Genomic DNA, 16,618 nt, shown 5'->3' with positions numbered 1-16,618 from the left:
CCTTCCCTTTGATACGCGGACGGGGCCCCGCACCACCCGGTGCGGGGCCCCGTCCGTGCGTACGCCGGGCAGCGAAGGAAGCGGCCGGCTGTCAGTCATGGGAAGCGGCAGGCCGTCAGCCGTGGGAAGCGGCCGGCTGTCAGTCCAAGTGGGTGTCCGCCGCCTCGACCTCTTCGCGGGTGATGCCGAGGAGGTAGAGGACGGTGTCCAGGAAGGGCACGTTCACCGCGGTGTGCGCGGCCTCGCGGACCACAGGCTTGGCGTTGAAGGCGACACCGAGCCCGGCCGCGTTCAGCATGTCGAGGTCGTTCGCGCCGTCCCCGATCGCGACGGTCTGCTCCAGCGGGACCCCCGCCTCCTTGGCGAAGCGGCGCAGCAGCCGGGCCTTGCCCGCCCGGTCGACGATCTCGCCGGTCACCTTGCCGGTGAGCTTGCCGTCGACGATCTCCAGGGTGTTGGCCTGGGCGAAGTCGAGGCCGAGACGCTCCTTCAGATCATCGGTCACCTGGGTGAAACCGCCCGAGACGACGCCCACTTGATAGCCGAGGCGCTTGAGGGTGCGGATGAGGGTGCGGGCCCCCGGGGTGAGCCGGACCTCGGCGCGGACCTTGTCGACGACCGACGCGTCGAGACCCGCGAGCAGCTCCACGCGCGCGTGCAGCGACTGCTCGAAGTCCAGCTCGCCGCGCATCGCCGCGGCCGTCACCTCGGCGACCTCGGCCTCGCAGCCGGCGTGCGCGGCGAAGAGTTCGATGACCTCGTCCTGGATGAGCGTCGAGTCGACGTCCATCACGACCAGGCGCTGCGCGCGGCGGTGCAGGCCCGCCGCGACGACCGCGACGTCCACGCCGAGCTTCGCGGCCTCTATGGCGAGGGCGGTGCGCAGCGGCTCGGTCCCGGTGCCGGACACCGCGAACTCGACGGCGGTGACCGGGTACTTGGCGAGCCGGAAGATACGGTCGATGTTGCCGCCGGTGGCCGTTATCCGGGCGGCGATCGCGGCCGTCGACTCCGACGTCAGCGGGTGGCCGAGCACCGTCACGAGCGAGCGCCCGAGGCCGCGCGGACGGTTGTCGCCGATGCCCGAGATGATCTCGGCCTGCATCTTCATGGACTCCGCCCAGCTGTGGACGGTGGCGCGCAGATCGCCCTCCAGGCCGGCGGGCGGCGCGGTCACGAGCGCGCACAGCACGATCCGGCCGCGGGTGACGACCTGCTCGATGTCGACGACGTCGACGGAGTAGGCGGCGAGGGTGTCGAAGAGGCCGGCGGTGAGGCCGGGGCGGTCCTTGCCGAAGATCTTGACGAGGAGCGTCGGGATGTCGGCCGGCTGAGGGGGCTGCGGAGCACTCATGGTGATCCCTACGGTATCCGCCCCCTCCACGTCGGCGCCCGGGCGGTCCGCGTGCCGGACACCGCGGACCGCCACGCCGCACGAAGGCGTACGTCAGCGTGGCCCGCGCGGTGCCTTCGGGGGTGGCGGGGGAGGCGGCGGCGGGGGAGGCCAGTCGCCCGGCCGGGGGCGGGGGCGGGCCTGCTCCGGCCGAGGACGAGGCGGCGGCACGATCGGCCCCACGACCGTGGGCGCGCTGGACACGTCCGGTGGCGGCCGCAGGTAGGGGTTGGTGTCCGGGTTCGGCGGCCGGTGCGGTGTGCCGGGGCGGTACGGCCCCGCCTCGTCCCTCGCGGCTCCGGCTTCGGCCCGCCCCGCAGCGGCCTCGTCCGTCGCCTTTGGGTTTCCCGAGCCGGACCCTGATCCCCAGGCCGAGTCCGGCTCCGAGGCCGAGCCTGACTCCGAGCCTGAGCCAGACCTTGAGGCCGCCCCCGAGCCTGGACGCAGGGCCAAGGCCAAGGCCAGCGGCGCAGCCCGCCCGCCCGCTGCCCCCGTTGCGTACGCAAGTGCCGCCCCCGCCGCCCCCGCCCCGAACCCCCACGCCGCCCCCAGCAGCGCCGCCGCTCCCACGCGGCCGTGCAGCTCGATCCCCGCGCCGAACGCGTCGATGCCGAACACGGACAGCGAGGCGTCGGCGGACACCCCGGTCAGCCACACCAGCAGCGGAAGCCCGACCGCGGTCGCGGCCCCGAGCCGAACCCCGCAGCGCCCGGCGAACCCCAGGGCGCCCGCCGTGCGCGCCGAAGCTTCCTGAACCACCGGAGTCCGTACCGCCGTCAGCACACCCGCGAACAACATCATCAAGGCGGCCGCTACCCCCAAGAGCCATACTCTGCCGTCAAGTTCGGCAAGGCGCCCCAGCGTGAGCGCCCGCTCCGAGCTTCCGGAGAGCAGGTCGTCCACCGGATCCGGGAGGAAGCGCGTGAGGACGCCCGTCGCGCTGCCGTCCCACGGGACGAAGAGCCCCACGGGGACGCCGAGCCACGCGCCGTTCGGCGCCCCGAGCAGCGCGGCGCCGGCGATCCGCCGGGGGTGATCGTCGCCGGTCATCGCGTACGCCGCCGCGGCGAACCCCGCGGCGACCGCCACCAGCGCCACCGTGACCAGCGCGGAAGCCGCGGGCCGCACCACCCGGTGCAGCGCGCCGAGGCCCCGCGGCAGCGGCGTGCGGCGCGACGCGAGCAACGCGATGAGCAGGACACCGGCCGCCCACACCGTCCCGCCGAGCAGCGTCGGCGCGGTGTCGACGGTGAACCCGACCGAGGCCTTGGCCTGCGCCAGATCCCCGAGCCGGTCGGGCAGCAACCCGCCGATGCCCCCGATATCCCCGATGTCGCCGAGGCCGTCGGGCAGCTTGTCGCCGATCCCGCCGGGCAACCGGTCGAGCCCTTCCTCGATGCCCTTGTCGATCTCCTTGTCGAGGCCGAGCCGCTCGCCGTCGATCGTGACGACGTCATGCCCCGCCCAGACGAGCCCCGCGAGCATCGCAAGGAAGAGCGCGATCACCGCGCCCGCCCGCGCGATGAGTTCGGCGGGGCTGATGACGACCCCCGCCATGCGCAGCGACCGCAGGAAGAAGTGGGCGAGGAGCAGCGCTCCGACCAGGCCCACGCCCAGTGGCGCGATATCGACCGCCGTGGTCGCCTCGGCCTCGTCCAGACCGAACGCCGAGACGTCACCGGACGGCGTGACCGAGCCGCCCGCGCCGAGCGCCACCGTCGCGGCCGTCATCGGCCCGAGGGAGCCCACCGAGTCCGCGCCGAGCAGATGCAGCCCCAGCGCGGCCGTCCCCGCCATGCCGATCAGCGACCAGCTCACCGCGGCGATCGCGCAGAGCAGTACGTCGCCCCACCGCACGCTCCGGCCTTCGCCCTTGTCCGCACCGGCCTGCATAGGACCCCCGAACCGCAGTGCGCCGCCCCGTCGCCACGCCGTTCGCGCTCCACACGAAACATGCGCTACACACGAAACATGCGTTTCACGCATCTCATGCGTGTAAAGGCCGAGATAGGCGCTTACTACTCTCCAGGGCGGTTTCTGCCCCGTCAACGGGGCAACCGAACAGGCCCGTACTCAGTCTTCACAAGGCCCGACTTTCGGTCAGAGGCCTCCGCCTGAAATAGTTCCTCCCGATGTTCGACATCCCTAGACTCCCCATCGACGGGGGCTAGCTCGGGGGACAACTCAGTGGGGCATGGAGTGCCGGAACTCGTACTGGAATTGAATGGAAGGACCTGGACGCTTGACGCGTCCAGGCCATACACCCTCGGACGTGATCCGCAGGGGGATATCGCGCTCGACGACGCCAGGGTCTCCTGGCGTCACGCCACGATCAGCTGGAGCGGGCGCAGTTGGGTCATTGAGGACCACGGCAGTACCAACGGCACCTTCGTGCAGGGCCAGCGGATCCATCAGATGGAGATCGGCCCCGGTTCGGCCGTGCACCTCGGCAACGCGACCGACGGCCCGCGGCTGAATCTGTCCGGTGCCGTCGGCGCGTCCGCGGAGCAGCAGTACGCCCAGCAGCAGGCCGCGCCGCAGCAGCACACGCCCCAGCAGGAGGCTCCCGGCTGGGCCGCGCAGGCCGGCGGGCAGCAGGCCCCGCACCACCAGGTCCCGCACCAACAGGCACCCCAGCAGCAGGCCCCGTACCAGCCGCAGCAGCAGGGCTGGCAGCAGCAGCACCAGCCTCAGCAGCATCAGCCGCCGCAGCAGCCACACGTGCCGCAGCAGTCCGGTCCCGCCGAACAGCTCGCGCAGAAGACTCCCGGTTCCGGCGGCGCTGCGGGGGCCCCGCCGGTCTACGGCGATCGCAGCCCGACGACGTTCCACCAGCTGGCGCTCGGCCGCAAGATGCGCATCGGCCGCGCCCTGGAGAACGAGCTGGTCGTCTCCGACCTCCAGGTCTCGCGCCACCACGCCGAGTTCACGGCGACGCCCGACGGCCGCTTCGAGATCCACGACCTCGGCTCGCACAACGGCACGTACGTCAACGGCCAGCCGATCGCGAAGTCCTCGACGGTCCTCATCGGCCCGAACGACATCGTCGGCGTCGGCCACTCGACGTTCCGCCTCGTCGGCGGGCAGCTCGAGGAGTTCGTCGACACCGGTGACGTCTCCTTCTCGGCCCGCCACCTCACGGTCACGGTCGACGGCGGCAAGCAGATCCTCAAGGACGTCTCCTTCGGCGTCCCGGAGAAGTCGCTCATCGCGGTCATCGGCCCCTCAGGTTCCGGCAAATCCACCCTGCTCAAGGCGCTCACCGGCTACCGGCCCGCCAACCAGGGCGACGTCCTCTACGACAACCGGAACCTGTACAAGCAGTTCGCCGAGCTGCGCCAGCGCATCGGTCTGGTCCCGCAGGACGACATCCTGCACAAGGAGCTGACCGTCAAGAAGGCCCTGAAGTACGCGGCCAAGCTGCGCTTCCCGGCCGACACCACGGAGGCCGAGCGCCAGTCCCGCATCGACGAGGTGCTGCGCGAGCTCAAGCTGGACATCCACAAGGAGAAGAAGGTCACCTCCCTCTCCGGTGGCCAGCGCAAGCGCGTGTCGGTCGCCCTGGAGCTGCTGACCAAGCCCTCGCTGATCTTCCTGGACGAGCCGACCTCCGGCCTCGACCCGGGCATGGACCGCGACGTCATGCAGCTCCTGCGCGGCCTCGCCGACGACGGCCGTACGGTCCTCGTCGTCACGCACTCGGTCGCCGAGCTGGCGATCTGCGACAAGCTCCTGGTGATGGCACCCGGCGGCTCCGTGGCGTACTTCGGCCCGCCGGAGGAAGCCCTCAACTTCTTCGGCTACAGCACCTGGGCCGACGTCTTCTCCGCCTTCGAGAACTACCGCGACTACGACTGGGCGGGCCGCTGGAAGGGCTCGCAGCACTACCAGATGTACGCCGCGGACATCGACGCCGTCGCCGCGCAGTCCGCACCGATGCCGCCCCCGCAGGCGGTGAAGCCGCCGAAGCCGCAGGGCTGGGGCTCCCAGCTGTGGACCCTGATCCGCCGCTACACCTCCGTGATCGCCTCCGACAAGGGCTTCCTCGGCCTGATGGTGATCCTGCCGGCGGTCCTCGGCATCGTCAGCGTCGTCATCCCTGCCGACTTCGGCCTCGCCCCGCCGAAGCCGCCCGCCAAGTTCAACGGCGACGCCGGCACGATCATGCTGATCCTCGCGGTCGGCATGTGCTTCTCGGGCGCGGCCAACTCCGTACGTGAGCTGATCAAGGAACGGGTCATCTACGAACGGGAACGGGCCACCGGCCTCTCCCGCTCGGCGTACCTGATGTCCAAGGTCATCGTCCTGGGCGTGATCACGGCCTTCCAGGGCGTCATCATCTGCGCCATCGGCTTCGCCCCGCGCGAGCTGCCGGAAGAGGGCCTGATCATGCCCCCGGCCGTGGAGATCTGCCTGACGATCATCGCGCTCGGCTTCACCTCGATGATGTTCGGCCTGGTCATCTCCTCGCTGGTGAAGACCGCCGAGAAGACCATGCCGCTCCTGGTCATGTTCGCGATCGTCCAGGTCGTGTTCACCGGCGTCCTCTTCCAGGTCTACGGCTCGCCGGGCCTGGAGCAGTTCGCCTGGCTGATGCCCTCGCGCTGGGCCATCGCGGGCGCGGGCGCCACACTCGACCTCGCGCACCTGATGCCGCCCTGGGACGCGAAGAACCCCACCGACCTGGACCCCCTGTGGGAGCACTCGGCCGGACAGTGGGGCATCAACATCACGGTCCTGCTCGCGCTCGGCATCATCTGCGGCTTCGCGGTCGCCCGCCTGCTGCGCCGGCACGAGCCCGAGGTCATGCGCAAGTAAGCACGCCACGACGTACTGAAGACGTACTGCGTGCGTACCGGCATACGAGAAGGGCGGCACCCCGCGTGGGGTGCCGCCCTTCGGCGTCTGCGGACCGAGTCTTCGGCTGAAGAGGTCCAGTGATCAGGCGATCAAGGTCAGTAGGCGCCGTTCACGTTGTCCATCGAGCCGTACCGGTCGGCGGCGTAGTTGGCCGCGGCCGTGATGTTGGCGACCGGGTCGTAGATGTTCGTGGACGTTCCCTCGACGTGGTACGCGTCGAAGGTCGGCTTGATGACCTGGAGCAGGCCGATCGACGGGGTGCCGTTGATCGCGTTGATGTCCCAGCCGTTGATGGCGTTCGGGTTGCCCGAGGACTCCCGGAGGATGTTGCGGTGCAGACCCTCGTAGGAGCCGGGGATGCCCTTGGCCTTCATGATGTCCAGGGACTGGCGGATCCAGCCGTCCAGGTTGTTGGCGTAGACGGGCTTGCGGGCGGCGGCGCGGCTCGCCGCCTCCTTGGCCTTGCGCTCGTCCTCGGCCTTCTTCTTCGCGGCGGCCTCGTCGGCGGCCTTCTTGTCGGCGGCGGCCTTCGCGGCGGCGTCCTTGGCCTGCTTGTCGGCGTTCGTCTGCTGCTTGGCGACACCGGCGTGCACCGCCTGCTGCGCGTGGGAAGACGCGGCGAAGGCGACGGGGGAGACGTCGGCGGCCTGGGCACTGGCCTCGGGGCTGCCCGGCACGAGGGAGAAGGCGAGGGCGGCGGCGCCGAGCGTGGCGACACCGGCGATCGAGAACTTCTGGGTCTTGGTCAGGTTGTTGCGACTATGACCAGGAGCGGTGTACTGGGACATGCGAAAGGGACCTCTTCAAGTAGCGGAGGTCGCCCTGGGCCGGTGGGGGACAGTTGCTTACCCGACACAAACGCCGCGGTGCGAGAACCGCGGCGCCGAGCGACGAGAGCAATTCTTAGCGGCCGCAAAATTGTGTGGCAAAGGTGTGACGTACGATCCCGGGTAGTGGATCAGGGGGTGCGAGCACACCCCGCAGGGCCCCGCGCCCCGCGCACGCAAAGGGGGCTCTCCTCCACTAGGCACCCTCGTACGTGACGCGGGTCCTATGCGCGGGCTCACATCAGGGGCGTAACAGTCTCACCAATAGTTGCCGCAGCAATGCGCTCCGTGAGGCCCCGAAATCCCGGCCGTCCCACCTCCTGCCCACACGCGGCGCACGCACACATGCCCCTCCCATGGGCCTAGGGCTCGGGGCCCAGACGGGGGCCGCCACAGGTCGGATACGCACTGTCACACCCCGCCGGTACGGTGTGGCCATGAGTCAAGGACCCCGATCAGGCCTGAACGCGGTGAGTGCCGCGCTGCTCGCCATGAGCAGGCATCTGGAGGTGCGCGACGTCCTCAAGACGATCGTCGCCTCGGCCCGCGACCTGCTCGACGCCGAGTACGCCGCGCTCGGGGTCCCCGACGACCACGGCGGCTTCGCCCAGTTCGTCGTCGACGGCGTCAGCGACGAGCAGTGGAAGGCCATCGGCCCGCTCCCCAGACAGCACGGCATCCTCGCCGCGATGCTCCAGAAGGCCGAGCCCGAGCGCCTGGCGGACGTGCGCGAGGACCCCCGCTTCGAGGGCTGGCCCACCGCCCACCCGGACATGTCCGACTTCCTCGGCCTCCCGATCCGCTACGGCGACGAGACGCTCGGCGCCCTCTTCCTCGCCAACAAGCGATGCCCCAAGCCCCAGGGCGGCTGCGGCTTCACCGCGGACGACGAGGAACTGCTCTCCCTCCTCGCCCAGCACGCCGCGATCGCCCTCAGCAACGCCCGCCTGTACGAGCGCAGTCGCGAGCTGACCATCGCCGAGGAGCGCTCGCGCCTCGCCCACGAACTGCACGACGCGGTCAGCCAGAAGCTCTTCTCGCTGCGCCTGACCGCCCAGGCCGCCGCCGCCCTGGTGGACCGCGACCCCTCCCGGGCCAAGGGCGAACTGCAGCAGGTCGCCGCGCTCGCCGCCGAGGCCGCCGACGAACTGCGCTCCGCCGTCGTGGAGTTGCGCCCCGCCGCCCTGGACGAGGACGGCCTGGTCGCCACCTTGCGTACGCACATCCAGGTGCTGCACCGCGCGCACTCCGCCGAAGTCACCTTCGAGAGCAACGGCGTACGGGCGCTGCCGGCCTCCCAGGAAGAAGCAATGCTCCGCGTCGCCCAGGAAGCCCTGCACAACGCCCTGCGGCACTCCGGGGCCGCACGGGTCCAGGTGCTCCTCGACAAGCGGGGCGCAGGCGCCGTGCTGCGCGTCGCCGACGACGGCACGGGCTTCGACCCGAAGGCCATACGGCGCGCGGGGCGGCACCTGGGCCTGGTCTCCATGCGGGACAGGGCGAGTGGGGTCGGCGGACGGCTGACCGTGGAATCGGTGCCCGGCAAGGGCACGACGATCGAGATGGAGGTCCCCGGTGGCTGACGCGGTGCGCAGAGCGAGGAACGGGATCCGGGTGCTGCTGGTCGACGACCACCAGGTGGTGCGCCGCGGTCTGCGGACGTTCCTGGAGATCCAGGACGACATCGAGGTCGTCGGCGAGGCCTCCGACGGCGCCGAAGGGGTGGCGCAGGCCGAGGAGCTGAAGCCGGACGTCGTCCTGATGGACGTCAAGATGCCCGGCATGGACGGCGTCGAGGCGCTGCGCAAGCTCCGCGAACTGGCCAACCCCGCGCGCGTGCTCATCGTCACCAGCTTCACCGAGCAGCGCACGGTGGTCCCGGCGCTGCGCGCGGGCGCCGCGGGGTATGTCTACAAGGACGTCGACCCGGACGCCCTCGCCGGCGCCATCCGCTCGGTGCACGCGGGACACGTCCTGCTCCAGCCCGAGGTGGCGGGCGCGCTGCTCTCCCAGGAGGAGGCGAACGGCGGCCATGGCAGGGGCGGTTCGCTCACCGAGCGCGAGCGGGAGGTCCTCGGCCTGATCGCCGACGGCCGCTCGAACCGCGAGATCGCCCGCGCCCTGGTGCTCTCCGAGAAGACCGTCAAGACGCACGTCTCGAACATCCTGATGAAACTGGACCTGGCCGACCGCACCCAGGCCGCGCTCTGGGCCGTGCGCCACGGCATGGCCGGCTGAGCCGCAGCGGACCGTCTCCTTCCGGAATGAGATGCATCCGGAATGAGATTCATACCGTCGTGTGAGTGTCACCCGGATGGCGCATCCTGCGCGCCGCTCGGCCGTTCTCCAGTGCGTGCCGCGGCGGCTGGCCGCGGCAAACGCAAGGAGGGCCCAGAAGTGAAGAACCTGAAGAAAGCCGCGGCCGTCACGCTCGTGGCGGGTGGCCTCGTCGTCGCCGGTGCCGGTCTCGCCTCCGCGACCGGCGGCGCCCACGCGCACGGCAAAGCCGTCAAGTCGCCGGGCGTCGGCTCCGGCAACCTGGTCCAGGCGCCGGTGCACGTCCCGGTGAACGCCGTCGGCAACACCGCGACCGTCATCGGCGCGCTCAACCCCACCTTCGCCAACGACGGCGTCAACCACTGACGGACGCCCGTCGGCCAACGGGCAGAAGGAAGACTTCCCATGAACATCGCCAAGAAGGCCGCGCTGGCGGTCACCGTCGCCGGTCTCGCCGCGGGTGCCTCCGCCGGTGCCGCTTTCGCCGACGCGACCGCCACCGGCGCCGCCACGCAGTCCCCGGGTGTCGGCTCCGGCAACCACGCCGAGGCCCCGGTCGACGTCCCGGTGAACGCCACCGGCAACAGCGCCAATGTGATCGGCGCGCTCAACCCCGCCTTCGGCAACGCCTCGGCGAACCACTGACGCACACTGACGCACCACCCACGCGCCACGCCCCTGGCATGGAAGGCCCCGCGGTCCACCCGGCCCGCGGGGCCTTCCCGCGCCCCGCCCCGCACCCGGCCCCGCGCGGAGCCGTCGTCAGCCCCGCTCCCGCTCCTCCACGTACGCGTTGTAGGCGGCCACCTGCGCCCGCCTGGCCGTCCGCTCGACCGGCCGCAGCGCCTGCCCCCGCGCGGCCATCTCCGAGGCGCTCACGGCGCCGCCGTGGCCGTTCTCGTACGCCAGGGAGATCAGCAGGCCGACCCGCTGCGCCAGCTCCAACACCCGTACCGCACGCGGCGGATACCCGGGCGCCAGCAGCTCGCGACCCGCCTCCGCCCGCGCCCGGTACGCGTCGAGCGCGGCCTCCGCGACCGGCCCCGACGCCGCGACGTCGAGCTGGGACAGGACCCGCGTGGCGTCCCGCAGCGCCTCCGCGAGTTCGCGCTCCGCCTCACCGAGCGAGGGCACATCGGCCGGCGGCGCCTCACGGACCGGCAGACAGTGCCAGAGGACCTCCACATGCACGTCGTCCTCGGGTCCCGCCTCGTACACCTCGGGCACCAGCCCGTACGGGGCGCCGAACCCGACGACGGCCTCCTCCGCCTCCAGGGCGCGCGCGTTGAACTCGGGCGGCCCGCTCAGCCCGAGCGGGTGCCCCGGCGCGGGCAGCGCCACCCGAAGGCCCGTCACGCCGAGCGTGCGCAGCCGGCCCATCGCGAGCGTCAGACCGACGGGCCCCGACTCCCCGGGAAGCCCCTCGACCCGGTGCACCGCGTCGTCGCCGACCATCGCGAGCACCGCGTCATCCGGAGATGCAAATCCGGCCAAAAGGGCATTTCCCCATGCGGCCAACCGTCCTGAACGTGGTTCCGAGAGCATGCGCACAGCCTAAGGACCGGCCTCGCGACAGGAACGCCCGACCGGTGGCGTAGGTTTTATCCGGGGGCCGCGTCCACCGGCGCGAGCGACGACCGAGACTGCAATGGGAGACAGCGCGCTCATGAGCGATGTACTGGAGCTTGAGGACGTATCTGTGGTCCGCGAGGGCCGGGCTCTGGTGGACCAGGTCTCCTGGTCGGTCAAGGAAGGGGAGCGCTGGGTCATCCTCGGCCCGAACGGCGCCGGCAAGACCACCCTCCTCAACATCGCCTCCAGCTACCTCTTCCCGAGCACCGGCTCCGCCACCATCCTCGGCGAGACCCTCGGCAAGCCCGGCACCGACGTCTTCGACCTCCGCCCGCGCATCGGCGTCGCCGGCATGGCCATGGCGGACAAGCTCCCCAAGCGCCAGACCGTCCTCCAGACGGTGCTCACCGCCGCGTACGGCATGACCGCCGGCTGGCGCGAGAACTACGAGGACGTCGACGAGCAGCGCGCCCGCGCCTTCCTCGACCGCCTCGGCATGAGCGACTACCTCGACCGCAGGTTCGGCACCCTCTCCGAGGGCGAGCGCAAGCGCACCCTGATCGCCCGCGCCCTGATGACCGACCCCGAGCTGCTGCTCCTCGACGAGCCCGCCGCGGGCCTCGACCTCGGCGGCCGCGAAGACCTCGTACGCCGCCTCGGCCGCCTCGCCCGCGACCCGATCGCCCCCTCGATGATCATGGTCACGCACCACGTCGAGGAGATCGCCCCCGGCTTCACCCACGTCCTGATGATCCGCCAGGGCAAGGTCCTCGCCGCGGGCCCGCTGGAGCTGGAACTCACCTCCCGCAACCTCTCCCTCTGCTTCGGCCTCCCCCTCGTCGTCGAACAGCGGGGCGAGCGCTGGACCGCCACGGGCCTGCCCCTCTCCTGAGGGGCGCGCCCCCGCCCGCCTGATCGCGCCCTGTCCCGAAAGGGACACGCGGTCCTACCATGGCCCCCGTGGACATCGACGCATGGGTGTGGTGGCTGATCGGCGCCGCCGCGCTCGGAATCCCGCTCGTACTGACCGCGATGCCGGAGCTCGGCATGCTCGCCGTGGGGGCCGTCGCGGCCGCCGTGACCGCGGGCCTCGGCGGCGACACGGTCCTCCAGGTGCTCGTCTTCGCCCTGGTCTCGGTCGCGCTCATCGCCGTCGTACGCCCCATCGCCACCCGGCACCGGGCACAACGGCCCGAACTGGCCACCGGGGTAGAGGCGTTGAAGGGCAAGTCGGCCGTCGTCGTCGAACGGGTCGACGGCTCCGGCGGCCGCATCAAGCTCGCGGGGGAGATCTGGTCGGCCCGCTCGCTCGACAGCGACCTCGCCTACGAGGCGGGCCAAGAGGTGGACGTCGTGGAGATCGACGGAGCGACGGCCATCGTCATGTGAATGCCCCACGGGCCGTGCGGCGGTCTGACAGACTCGACCAGCAAGATCTTTGAGAACCCGCGGACAAACGCCGAGGCATGAAGGGTACGGGGAGTCACGATGCAACCCATCATCATCGTCCTGATCATTCTGGTGGTGCTGGTCTTCATCGCCCTGATCAAGACCATCCAGGTCATCCCACAGGCCAGCGCCGCCATCGTCGAGCGCTTCGGCCGCTACACCCGCACGCTGAACGCCGGACTGAACATCGTCGTCCCGTTCATCGACTCCATCCGCAACCGCATCGACCTCCGCGAACAGGTCGTCCCCTTCCCGCCCCAGCCGGTGATCACCCAGGACAACCTGGTGGTCAACATCGACACGGTCATCTACTACCAGGTCACCGACGCCAGGGCCGCGACCTACGAAGTCGCCAGCTACATCCAGGCGATCGAGCAGCTCACCGTCACCACGCTGCGCAACATCATCGGCGGCATGGACCTGGAGCGGACCCTGACCTCCCGCGAGGAGATCAACGCGGCTCTGCGCGGCGTCCTCGACGAGGCCACCGGCAAGTGGGGCATCCGCGTCAACCGCGTCGAGCTCAAGGCGATCGAGCCGCCGACCTCCATCCAGGACTCGATGGAGAAGCAGATGCGCGCCGACCGCGACAAGCGCGCCGCGATCCTCCAGGCCGAAGGTGTCCGCCAGTCGGAGATCCTGCGCGCCGAGGGCGAGAAGCAGTCCGCGATCCTGCGCGCCGAAGGTGAGGCCAAGGCCGCGGCCCTGCGCGCCGAGGGCGAGGCCCAGGCGATCCGTACGGTCTTCGAGTCCATCCACGCCGGCGACCCGGACCAGAAGCTCCTCTCCTACCAGTACCTCCAGATGCTCCCGAAGATCGCCGAGGGAGACGCGAACAAGCTCTGGATCGTCCCCAGCGAGATCGGCGACGCCCTCAAGGGCCTCGGCGGCGCGCTCGGCAACTTCGGCCCCATGGGCGGCGGTTCGGTCCCCGCACAGGCCAAGGAGCGCCGCGAACAGCCGCCGATCGACTGACGCGAGAAACCCGCGCCCTGACGCGAGAAACCCGCGCCCCTTCAGGGGCGCGGGCACGGCGCTAGGCGGCGGGCTGCGCCAGCCACTCCGGCAGCGAAGCCAGTTCACCCCGGCCCAACGACAGCAGCATCGCGTCCGCCGGCGTCGGCTCGAACGGCTGCCGCAGCAGCGGCATCCCGGCCTCCTCGGGCGTCCGATTCGCCTTGCGGTGATTGTCCGGCGCACACGAAGCCACCGTGTTCAGCCAGGAGTCGGCGCCGCCCTGCGAGCGCGGCACCACGTGGTCCACCGTCGTCGCGCGCCTGCCGCAGTACGCGCACCGGTGCTGGTCGCGGACGAGGACTCCCCGCCTCGACCAGGGAGCCCGTCTTCGAAACGGCACCCGGACATATCTGCAGAGTCTGATCACCCGCGGCACCGGAATCTCGACCGCCGCCGCACGCACACGGAGTCCCGGGTGGGCCTGTTCGACCACCGCCTTGTCCTGGAGCACCAGAACGACGGCCCGGTTGAGCGTCACCGTCGAGAGCGGCTCGAAGCTCGCGTTCAGCACCAGCGTGTCCCGCATCAACCTGCCCACCTCCCGTATGCAGCGGCCCACCGCCCGGCGGGCTGGGATCAACTCTGGCCGGGCACGCCGAGATGGACAACGCAATAAAAAATGCCCGTCCCTGATCACTTCCATGACCAGGGACGGGCAAACAATCGGTGAACGGTCAGTTCTCCGCGGGGGCGGCGTACTCACCGACGAGCTGCGCACGCGCGATGGTGTGGAACCGCAGGTTGAAACCGACGACCGCGGGCGAGGCGTCCGAGTCCGGACCCAGCTTCTCCTGGTCCACCGCGTACACGGTGAACACATAGCGGTGCGCGGGGTCGCCGGGCGGCGGCGCGGCACCGCCGAACTCCTTCGTCCCATAGTCGTTGCGCACCTGCACCGCGTCCTCGGGCAGCCCCTCGAACTTGCCGCTGCCCGCACCGGCCGGCAGCTCGGTGACCGACGCCGGGATGTCGAAGACGGTCCAGTGCCAGAACCCACTGCCCGTAGGGGCGTCCGGGTCGAAGCACGTCACGGCGAAGCTCTTGGTCTCCGGCGGGAAGCCCTCCCACCGCAGCTGCGGCGAGGTGTTCCCGCCGGACTGGACCTGAGCGTCCTTAAGGACGGCCCCCGGCTCGACGTCCTCACTCACGACCGTGAACGACGGCACGGGCGGGTGGAAGTCATGGGGAAGCGGCGGCCTCTTCGGCTCGGTCACGTGAGCACCTCCTGGTCGATTGCTGTGCGTCCGAGCCTAGAACCAGTTGCGCTTGCTGCCGACCTGGGACAGCCACTCGTTCAGGTACGCCGACCAGTCCGTGCCCTGGAAGTCGTTCAGACCCACCTTGAACGACCGGAACGAGTCGCTGCCCTCGCTGAACATCCCCGGCTTCTTGTCCATCTCCAGGACGACGTCCATCTCCCGGTCGTCCGCGACGAAGCTCAGCTCCACCTGGTTCAGACCGCGGTACTGCTGCGGCGGGTAGAACTCGATCTCCTGGTAGAAGGGCAGCTTCTGGCGCGTGCCCCGGATGTGGCCGCGCTCCATGTCGGCGCTCTTGAAGCGGAAGCCCAGCTGGATGAAGGCGTCCAGGATGGCCTGCTGCGCCGGCAGCGGGTGCACGTTGATCGGGTCCAGGTCGCCGGAGTCCACGGCGCGCGCGATCTCCAGCTCGGTGGTCACCCCGATGTTCATGCCGCGCAGCTCCTGGCCGTCGATGCTCGTGACCGGCGTCTCCCAGGGGATCTCGAGACCGAACGGCACCGCGTGCACCTCATTGGCCAGCAGCGTGAAGGCACCGCCGAGCCGCTGCTTGGCGAACTCGATGTCCTGCTTGGTCTCCTGGTCGCCGCCCTCGACCTCGACGCGGGCCTGGAGACCGACGGAGAGCCCCTCGATCTGCTGGTCAACGGACCCACCCTGGATCCGCACCTCACCCTGGACCACGCCGCCCGGGACCACGTTGACCTCGGTCAGCACGGTCTCGACGGAGGCACCGCCGGCCCCCAGACTCGCGAGCAGCTTCTTGAACCCCATGACTCTCCTCCCCAGGCACCGGCCTGTGGCTCATCTCGACTGAATCCTTGATCGGTACAAACGCGGGGCGACCCCGCCCGGTTCCACGCCGGCACCTCGACGATCGGGTGACCCGAAGGCCATCCGTATATACAGACCGGGTGCAGTACGCTCGTTAGGCATGATCGACGCGGCCCCTGACCGTACGCCCTTGACCCGAGACTTCTTCGACCGCCCTGTCCTGGAGGTCGCACCCGACCTCCTGGGACGTGTCCTCGTACGCGACTCGGACGACGGACCGATCGAACTCCGCCTGACAGAGGTGGAGGCGTACGCGGGAGAAGCCGACCCGGGCTCACACGCCTACCGGGGCAAGACTCCCCGCAACGCCGTGATGTTCGGCCCGCCCGGACATGTGTACGTCTACTTCACCTACGGCATGTGGCACTGCATGAACCTCGTGTGCGGCCCGGAGGGCATGGCGGGTGCCGTGCTGCTGAGGGCCGGCGAGATCACGGAGGGCGCCGAGCTCGCCCGCAAGCGTCGACTCTCGGCCCGCAACGACAAGGAACTGGCCAAAGGCCCGGCCCGGCTCGCCACGGCCCTTGACGTGGACCGGTCGCTGGACGGCGCGGACCTCTGCGGAGACCCGAACAGCCCCTTCAGGATCCTGACGGGCACACCTGTCGAAGCCAAGCAGGTCAGCGAGGGTCCGCGCACCGGAGTAGGGGGAGAGGGGTCGGTCCACCCCTGGCGGTTCTGGACGGCCAACGACCCTACGGTCAGCCCGTATCGGGCCCACGTGCCCCGTCGCCGCCGAACTTGACTCGGCCAGGGGGCCTCCGTAATGTAGTCCGAGCCGCTGAACCGGTCCCGGCAATCTGCCGGTAGCTGGAAGCGGCCAACCACTACTTACGACTTCCCCTCGGTGAGGGCTTATTTCGCATGCTCGCATGTCGAAATTTGAACTCGCGGAACTCGATTATGAGTTGCGGAGGGAATCCGCTAACGTAGTGAACACGCCGAAAGGCAAAGGTCCTCCAACGGCCACCGGAAATGAAATCCGAACCGGGAACGGAACGGAAAACGGATCTGGTAAGGTTGGAAACACGAAATACCGAAGGGAAGCGCCCGGAGGAAAGCCCGAGAGGGTGAGTACAAAGGAAGCGTCCGTTCCTTGAGAACTCAACAGCGTGCCAAAAGTCAACGCC

17 protein-coding genes are annotated in these 16,618 nt (G+C 70.2%); 9 read left to right on the top strand and 8 right to left on the bottom strand.

Annotated features, from left to right (window positions below; genetic code table 11):
* Nucleotides 1-139: 139 nt before the first annotated feature.
* Both serB and ACF062_RS00080 read right to left on the bottom strand, forming a co-directional pair.
* Complete coding sequence (gene serB / locus ACF062_RS00085) at nt 140-1,354, bottom strand: phosphoserine phosphatase SerB (protein ID WP_223773864.1); 1,215 nt, start codon at nt 1,352-1,354, stop codon at nt 140-142.
* A 93-nt stretch (nt 1,355-1,447) separates the two neighbouring features.
* Entirely contained in the window at nt 1,448-3,286 is a 1,839-nt protein-coding gene (locus tag ACF062_RS00080; protein ID WP_392133630.1) for a streptophobe family protein, read from the bottom strand.
* A gap of 306 nt (nt 3,287-3,592) precedes the next feature.
* On the opposite strand from ACF062_RS00080, the gene ACF062_RS00075 reads away from it, so the two are divergent.
* Nucleotides 3,593-6,211, top strand: coding sequence for an FHA domain-containing protein (locus ACF062_RS00075; RefSeq protein ID WP_392133627.1), 2,619 nt, complete (start codon nt 3,593-3,595; stop codon nt 6,209-6,211).
* Between the two features lie 137 nt (nt 6,212-6,348).
* On the opposite strand, the gene ACF062_RS00070 is transcribed toward ACF062_RS00075, so the two are convergent.
* Nucleotides 6,349-7,041 carry a transglycosylase SLT domain-containing protein gene (locus ACF062_RS00070; RefSeq protein WP_392133624.1) on the bottom strand — a complete coding sequence of 231 codons (693 nt, stop codon included), beginning with the start codon at nt 7,039-7,041 and terminating at the stop codon, nt 6,349-6,351.
* A gap of 476 nt (nt 7,042-7,517) precedes the next feature.
* Here ACF062_RS00070 and ACF062_RS00065 point away from each other — a divergent pair, with 476 nt between their 5' ends.
* The 4 genes from ACF062_RS00065 to ACF062_RS00050 all read left to right on the top strand — a co-directional run bounded on the left by ACF062_RS00065 (nt 7,518) and on the right by ACF062_RS00050 (nt 10,002).
* Nucleotides 7,518-8,663 carry a GAF domain-containing sensor histidine kinase gene (locus tag ACF062_RS00065; protein ID WP_392133621.1) on the top strand — a complete coding sequence of 382 codons (1,146 nt, stop codon included), beginning with the start codon at nt 7,518-7,520 and terminating at the stop codon, nt 8,661-8,663.
* A complete protein-coding gene (locus ACF062_RS00060) occupies nt 8,656-9,318 on the top strand; it encodes a response regulator transcription factor (protein ID WP_356577778.1) in 663 nt (220 codons plus the stop codon). The genes ACF062_RS00065 and ACF062_RS00060 overlap by 8 nt, the downstream gene beginning before the upstream one ends.
* 159 nt (nt 9,319-9,477) lie before the next feature.
* Nucleotides 9,478-9,723: a chaplin gene (locus ACF062_RS00055; protein WP_392133618.1), complete on the top strand. Its 246-nt coding sequence runs from the start codon at nt 9,478-9,480 to the stop codon at nt 9,721-9,723.
* A 39-nt stretch (nt 9,724-9,762) separates the two neighbouring features.
* The gene (locus tag ACF062_RS00050; RefSeq protein ID WP_392133615.1) at nt 9,763-10,002 is read left to right on the top strand and encodes a chaplin; all 240 of its coding nucleotides are present in this window, start codon (nt 9,763-9,765) and stop codon (nt 10,000-10,002) included.
* Nucleotides 10,003-10,119: 117 nt separating this feature from the next.
* Here ACF062_RS00050 and ACF062_RS00045 read toward each other — a convergent pair whose 3' ends face one another.
* Complete coding sequence (locus ACF062_RS00045; RefSeq protein ID WP_392133612.1) at nt 10,120-10,902, bottom strand: hypothetical protein; 783 nt, start codon at nt 10,900-10,902, stop codon at nt 10,120-10,122.
* 121 nt (nt 10,903-11,023) lie between these two features.
* Here ACF062_RS00045 and ACF062_RS00040 point away from each other — a divergent pair, with 121 nt between their 5' ends.
* The 3 genes from ACF062_RS00040 (at nt 11,024) to ACF062_RS00030 (ending at nt 13,353) form a co-directional block, all read left to right on the top strand.
* The gene (locus tag ACF062_RS00040) at nt 11,024-11,821 is read left to right on the top strand and encodes an ABC transporter ATP-binding protein (protein ID WP_392133609.1); all 798 of its coding nucleotides are present in this window, start codon (nt 11,024-11,026) and stop codon (nt 11,819-11,821) included.
* Nucleotides 11,822-11,880: 59 nt separating this feature from the next.
* Complete coding sequence (locus tag ACF062_RS00035; protein ID WP_392133606.1) at nt 11,881-12,318, top strand: NfeD family protein; 438 nt, start codon at nt 11,881-11,883, stop codon at nt 12,316-12,318.
* A 99-nt stretch (nt 12,319-12,417) separates the two neighbouring features.
* A complete protein-coding gene (locus ACF062_RS00030) occupies nt 12,418-13,353 on the top strand; it encodes an SPFH domain-containing protein (RefSeq protein ID WP_127912969.1) in 936 nt (311 codons plus the stop codon).
* A 61-nt stretch (nt 13,354-13,414) separates the two neighbouring features.
* Here ACF062_RS00030 and ACF062_RS00025 read toward each other — a convergent pair whose 3' ends face one another.
* From ACF062_RS00025 to ACF062_RS00015, 3 genes are all read right to left on the bottom strand, one after another.
* Nucleotides 13,415-13,921, bottom strand: a complete 507-nt coding sequence (locus ACF062_RS00025; RefSeq protein ID WP_392133602.1) for an HNH endonuclease — start codon at nt 13,919-13,921, stop codon at nt 13,415-13,417.
* Nucleotides 13,922-14,069: 148 nt separating this feature from the next.
* Complete coding sequence (locus tag ACF062_RS00020; protein WP_392133599.1) at nt 14,070-14,609, bottom strand: YbhB/YbcL family Raf kinase inhibitor-like protein; 540 nt, start codon at nt 14,607-14,609, stop codon at nt 14,070-14,072.
* A gap of 36 nt (nt 14,610-14,645) precedes the next feature.
* Nucleotides 14,646-15,428 (bottom strand): sporulation protein, encoded by a 783-nt coding sequence (locus ACF062_RS00015; RefSeq protein WP_223773851.1) that lies wholly within the window; start codon nt 15,426-15,428, stop codon nt 14,646-14,648.
* Nucleotides 15,429-15,591: 163 nt separating this feature from the next.
* On the opposite strand from ACF062_RS00015, the gene ACF062_RS00010 reads away from it, so the two are divergent.
* The gene (locus ACF062_RS00010; RefSeq protein WP_392136384.1) at nt 15,592-16,233 is read left to right on the top strand and encodes a DNA-3-methyladenine glycosylase; all 642 of its coding nucleotides are present in this window, start codon (nt 15,592-15,594) and stop codon (nt 16,231-16,233) included.
* Nucleotides 16,234-16,389: 156 nt separating this feature from the next.
* Here the strand turns inward: ACF062_RS00010 and ACF062_RS00005 are convergent.
* The coding region (locus ACF062_RS00005; protein WP_392133596.1) for a hypothetical protein at nt 16,390-16,618 on the bottom strand (229 nt) is incomplete at its 5' end.

The organism is Streptomyces sp. NPDC015345 (assembly GCF_043078805.1).
GTDB lineage: Bacteria > Actinomycetota > Actinomycetes > Streptomycetales > Streptomycetaceae > Streptomyces.
The sequence above is the reverse complement of the archived record's forward strand: the minus strand, read 5'-3'. Positions and strand labels throughout refer to the sequence as shown.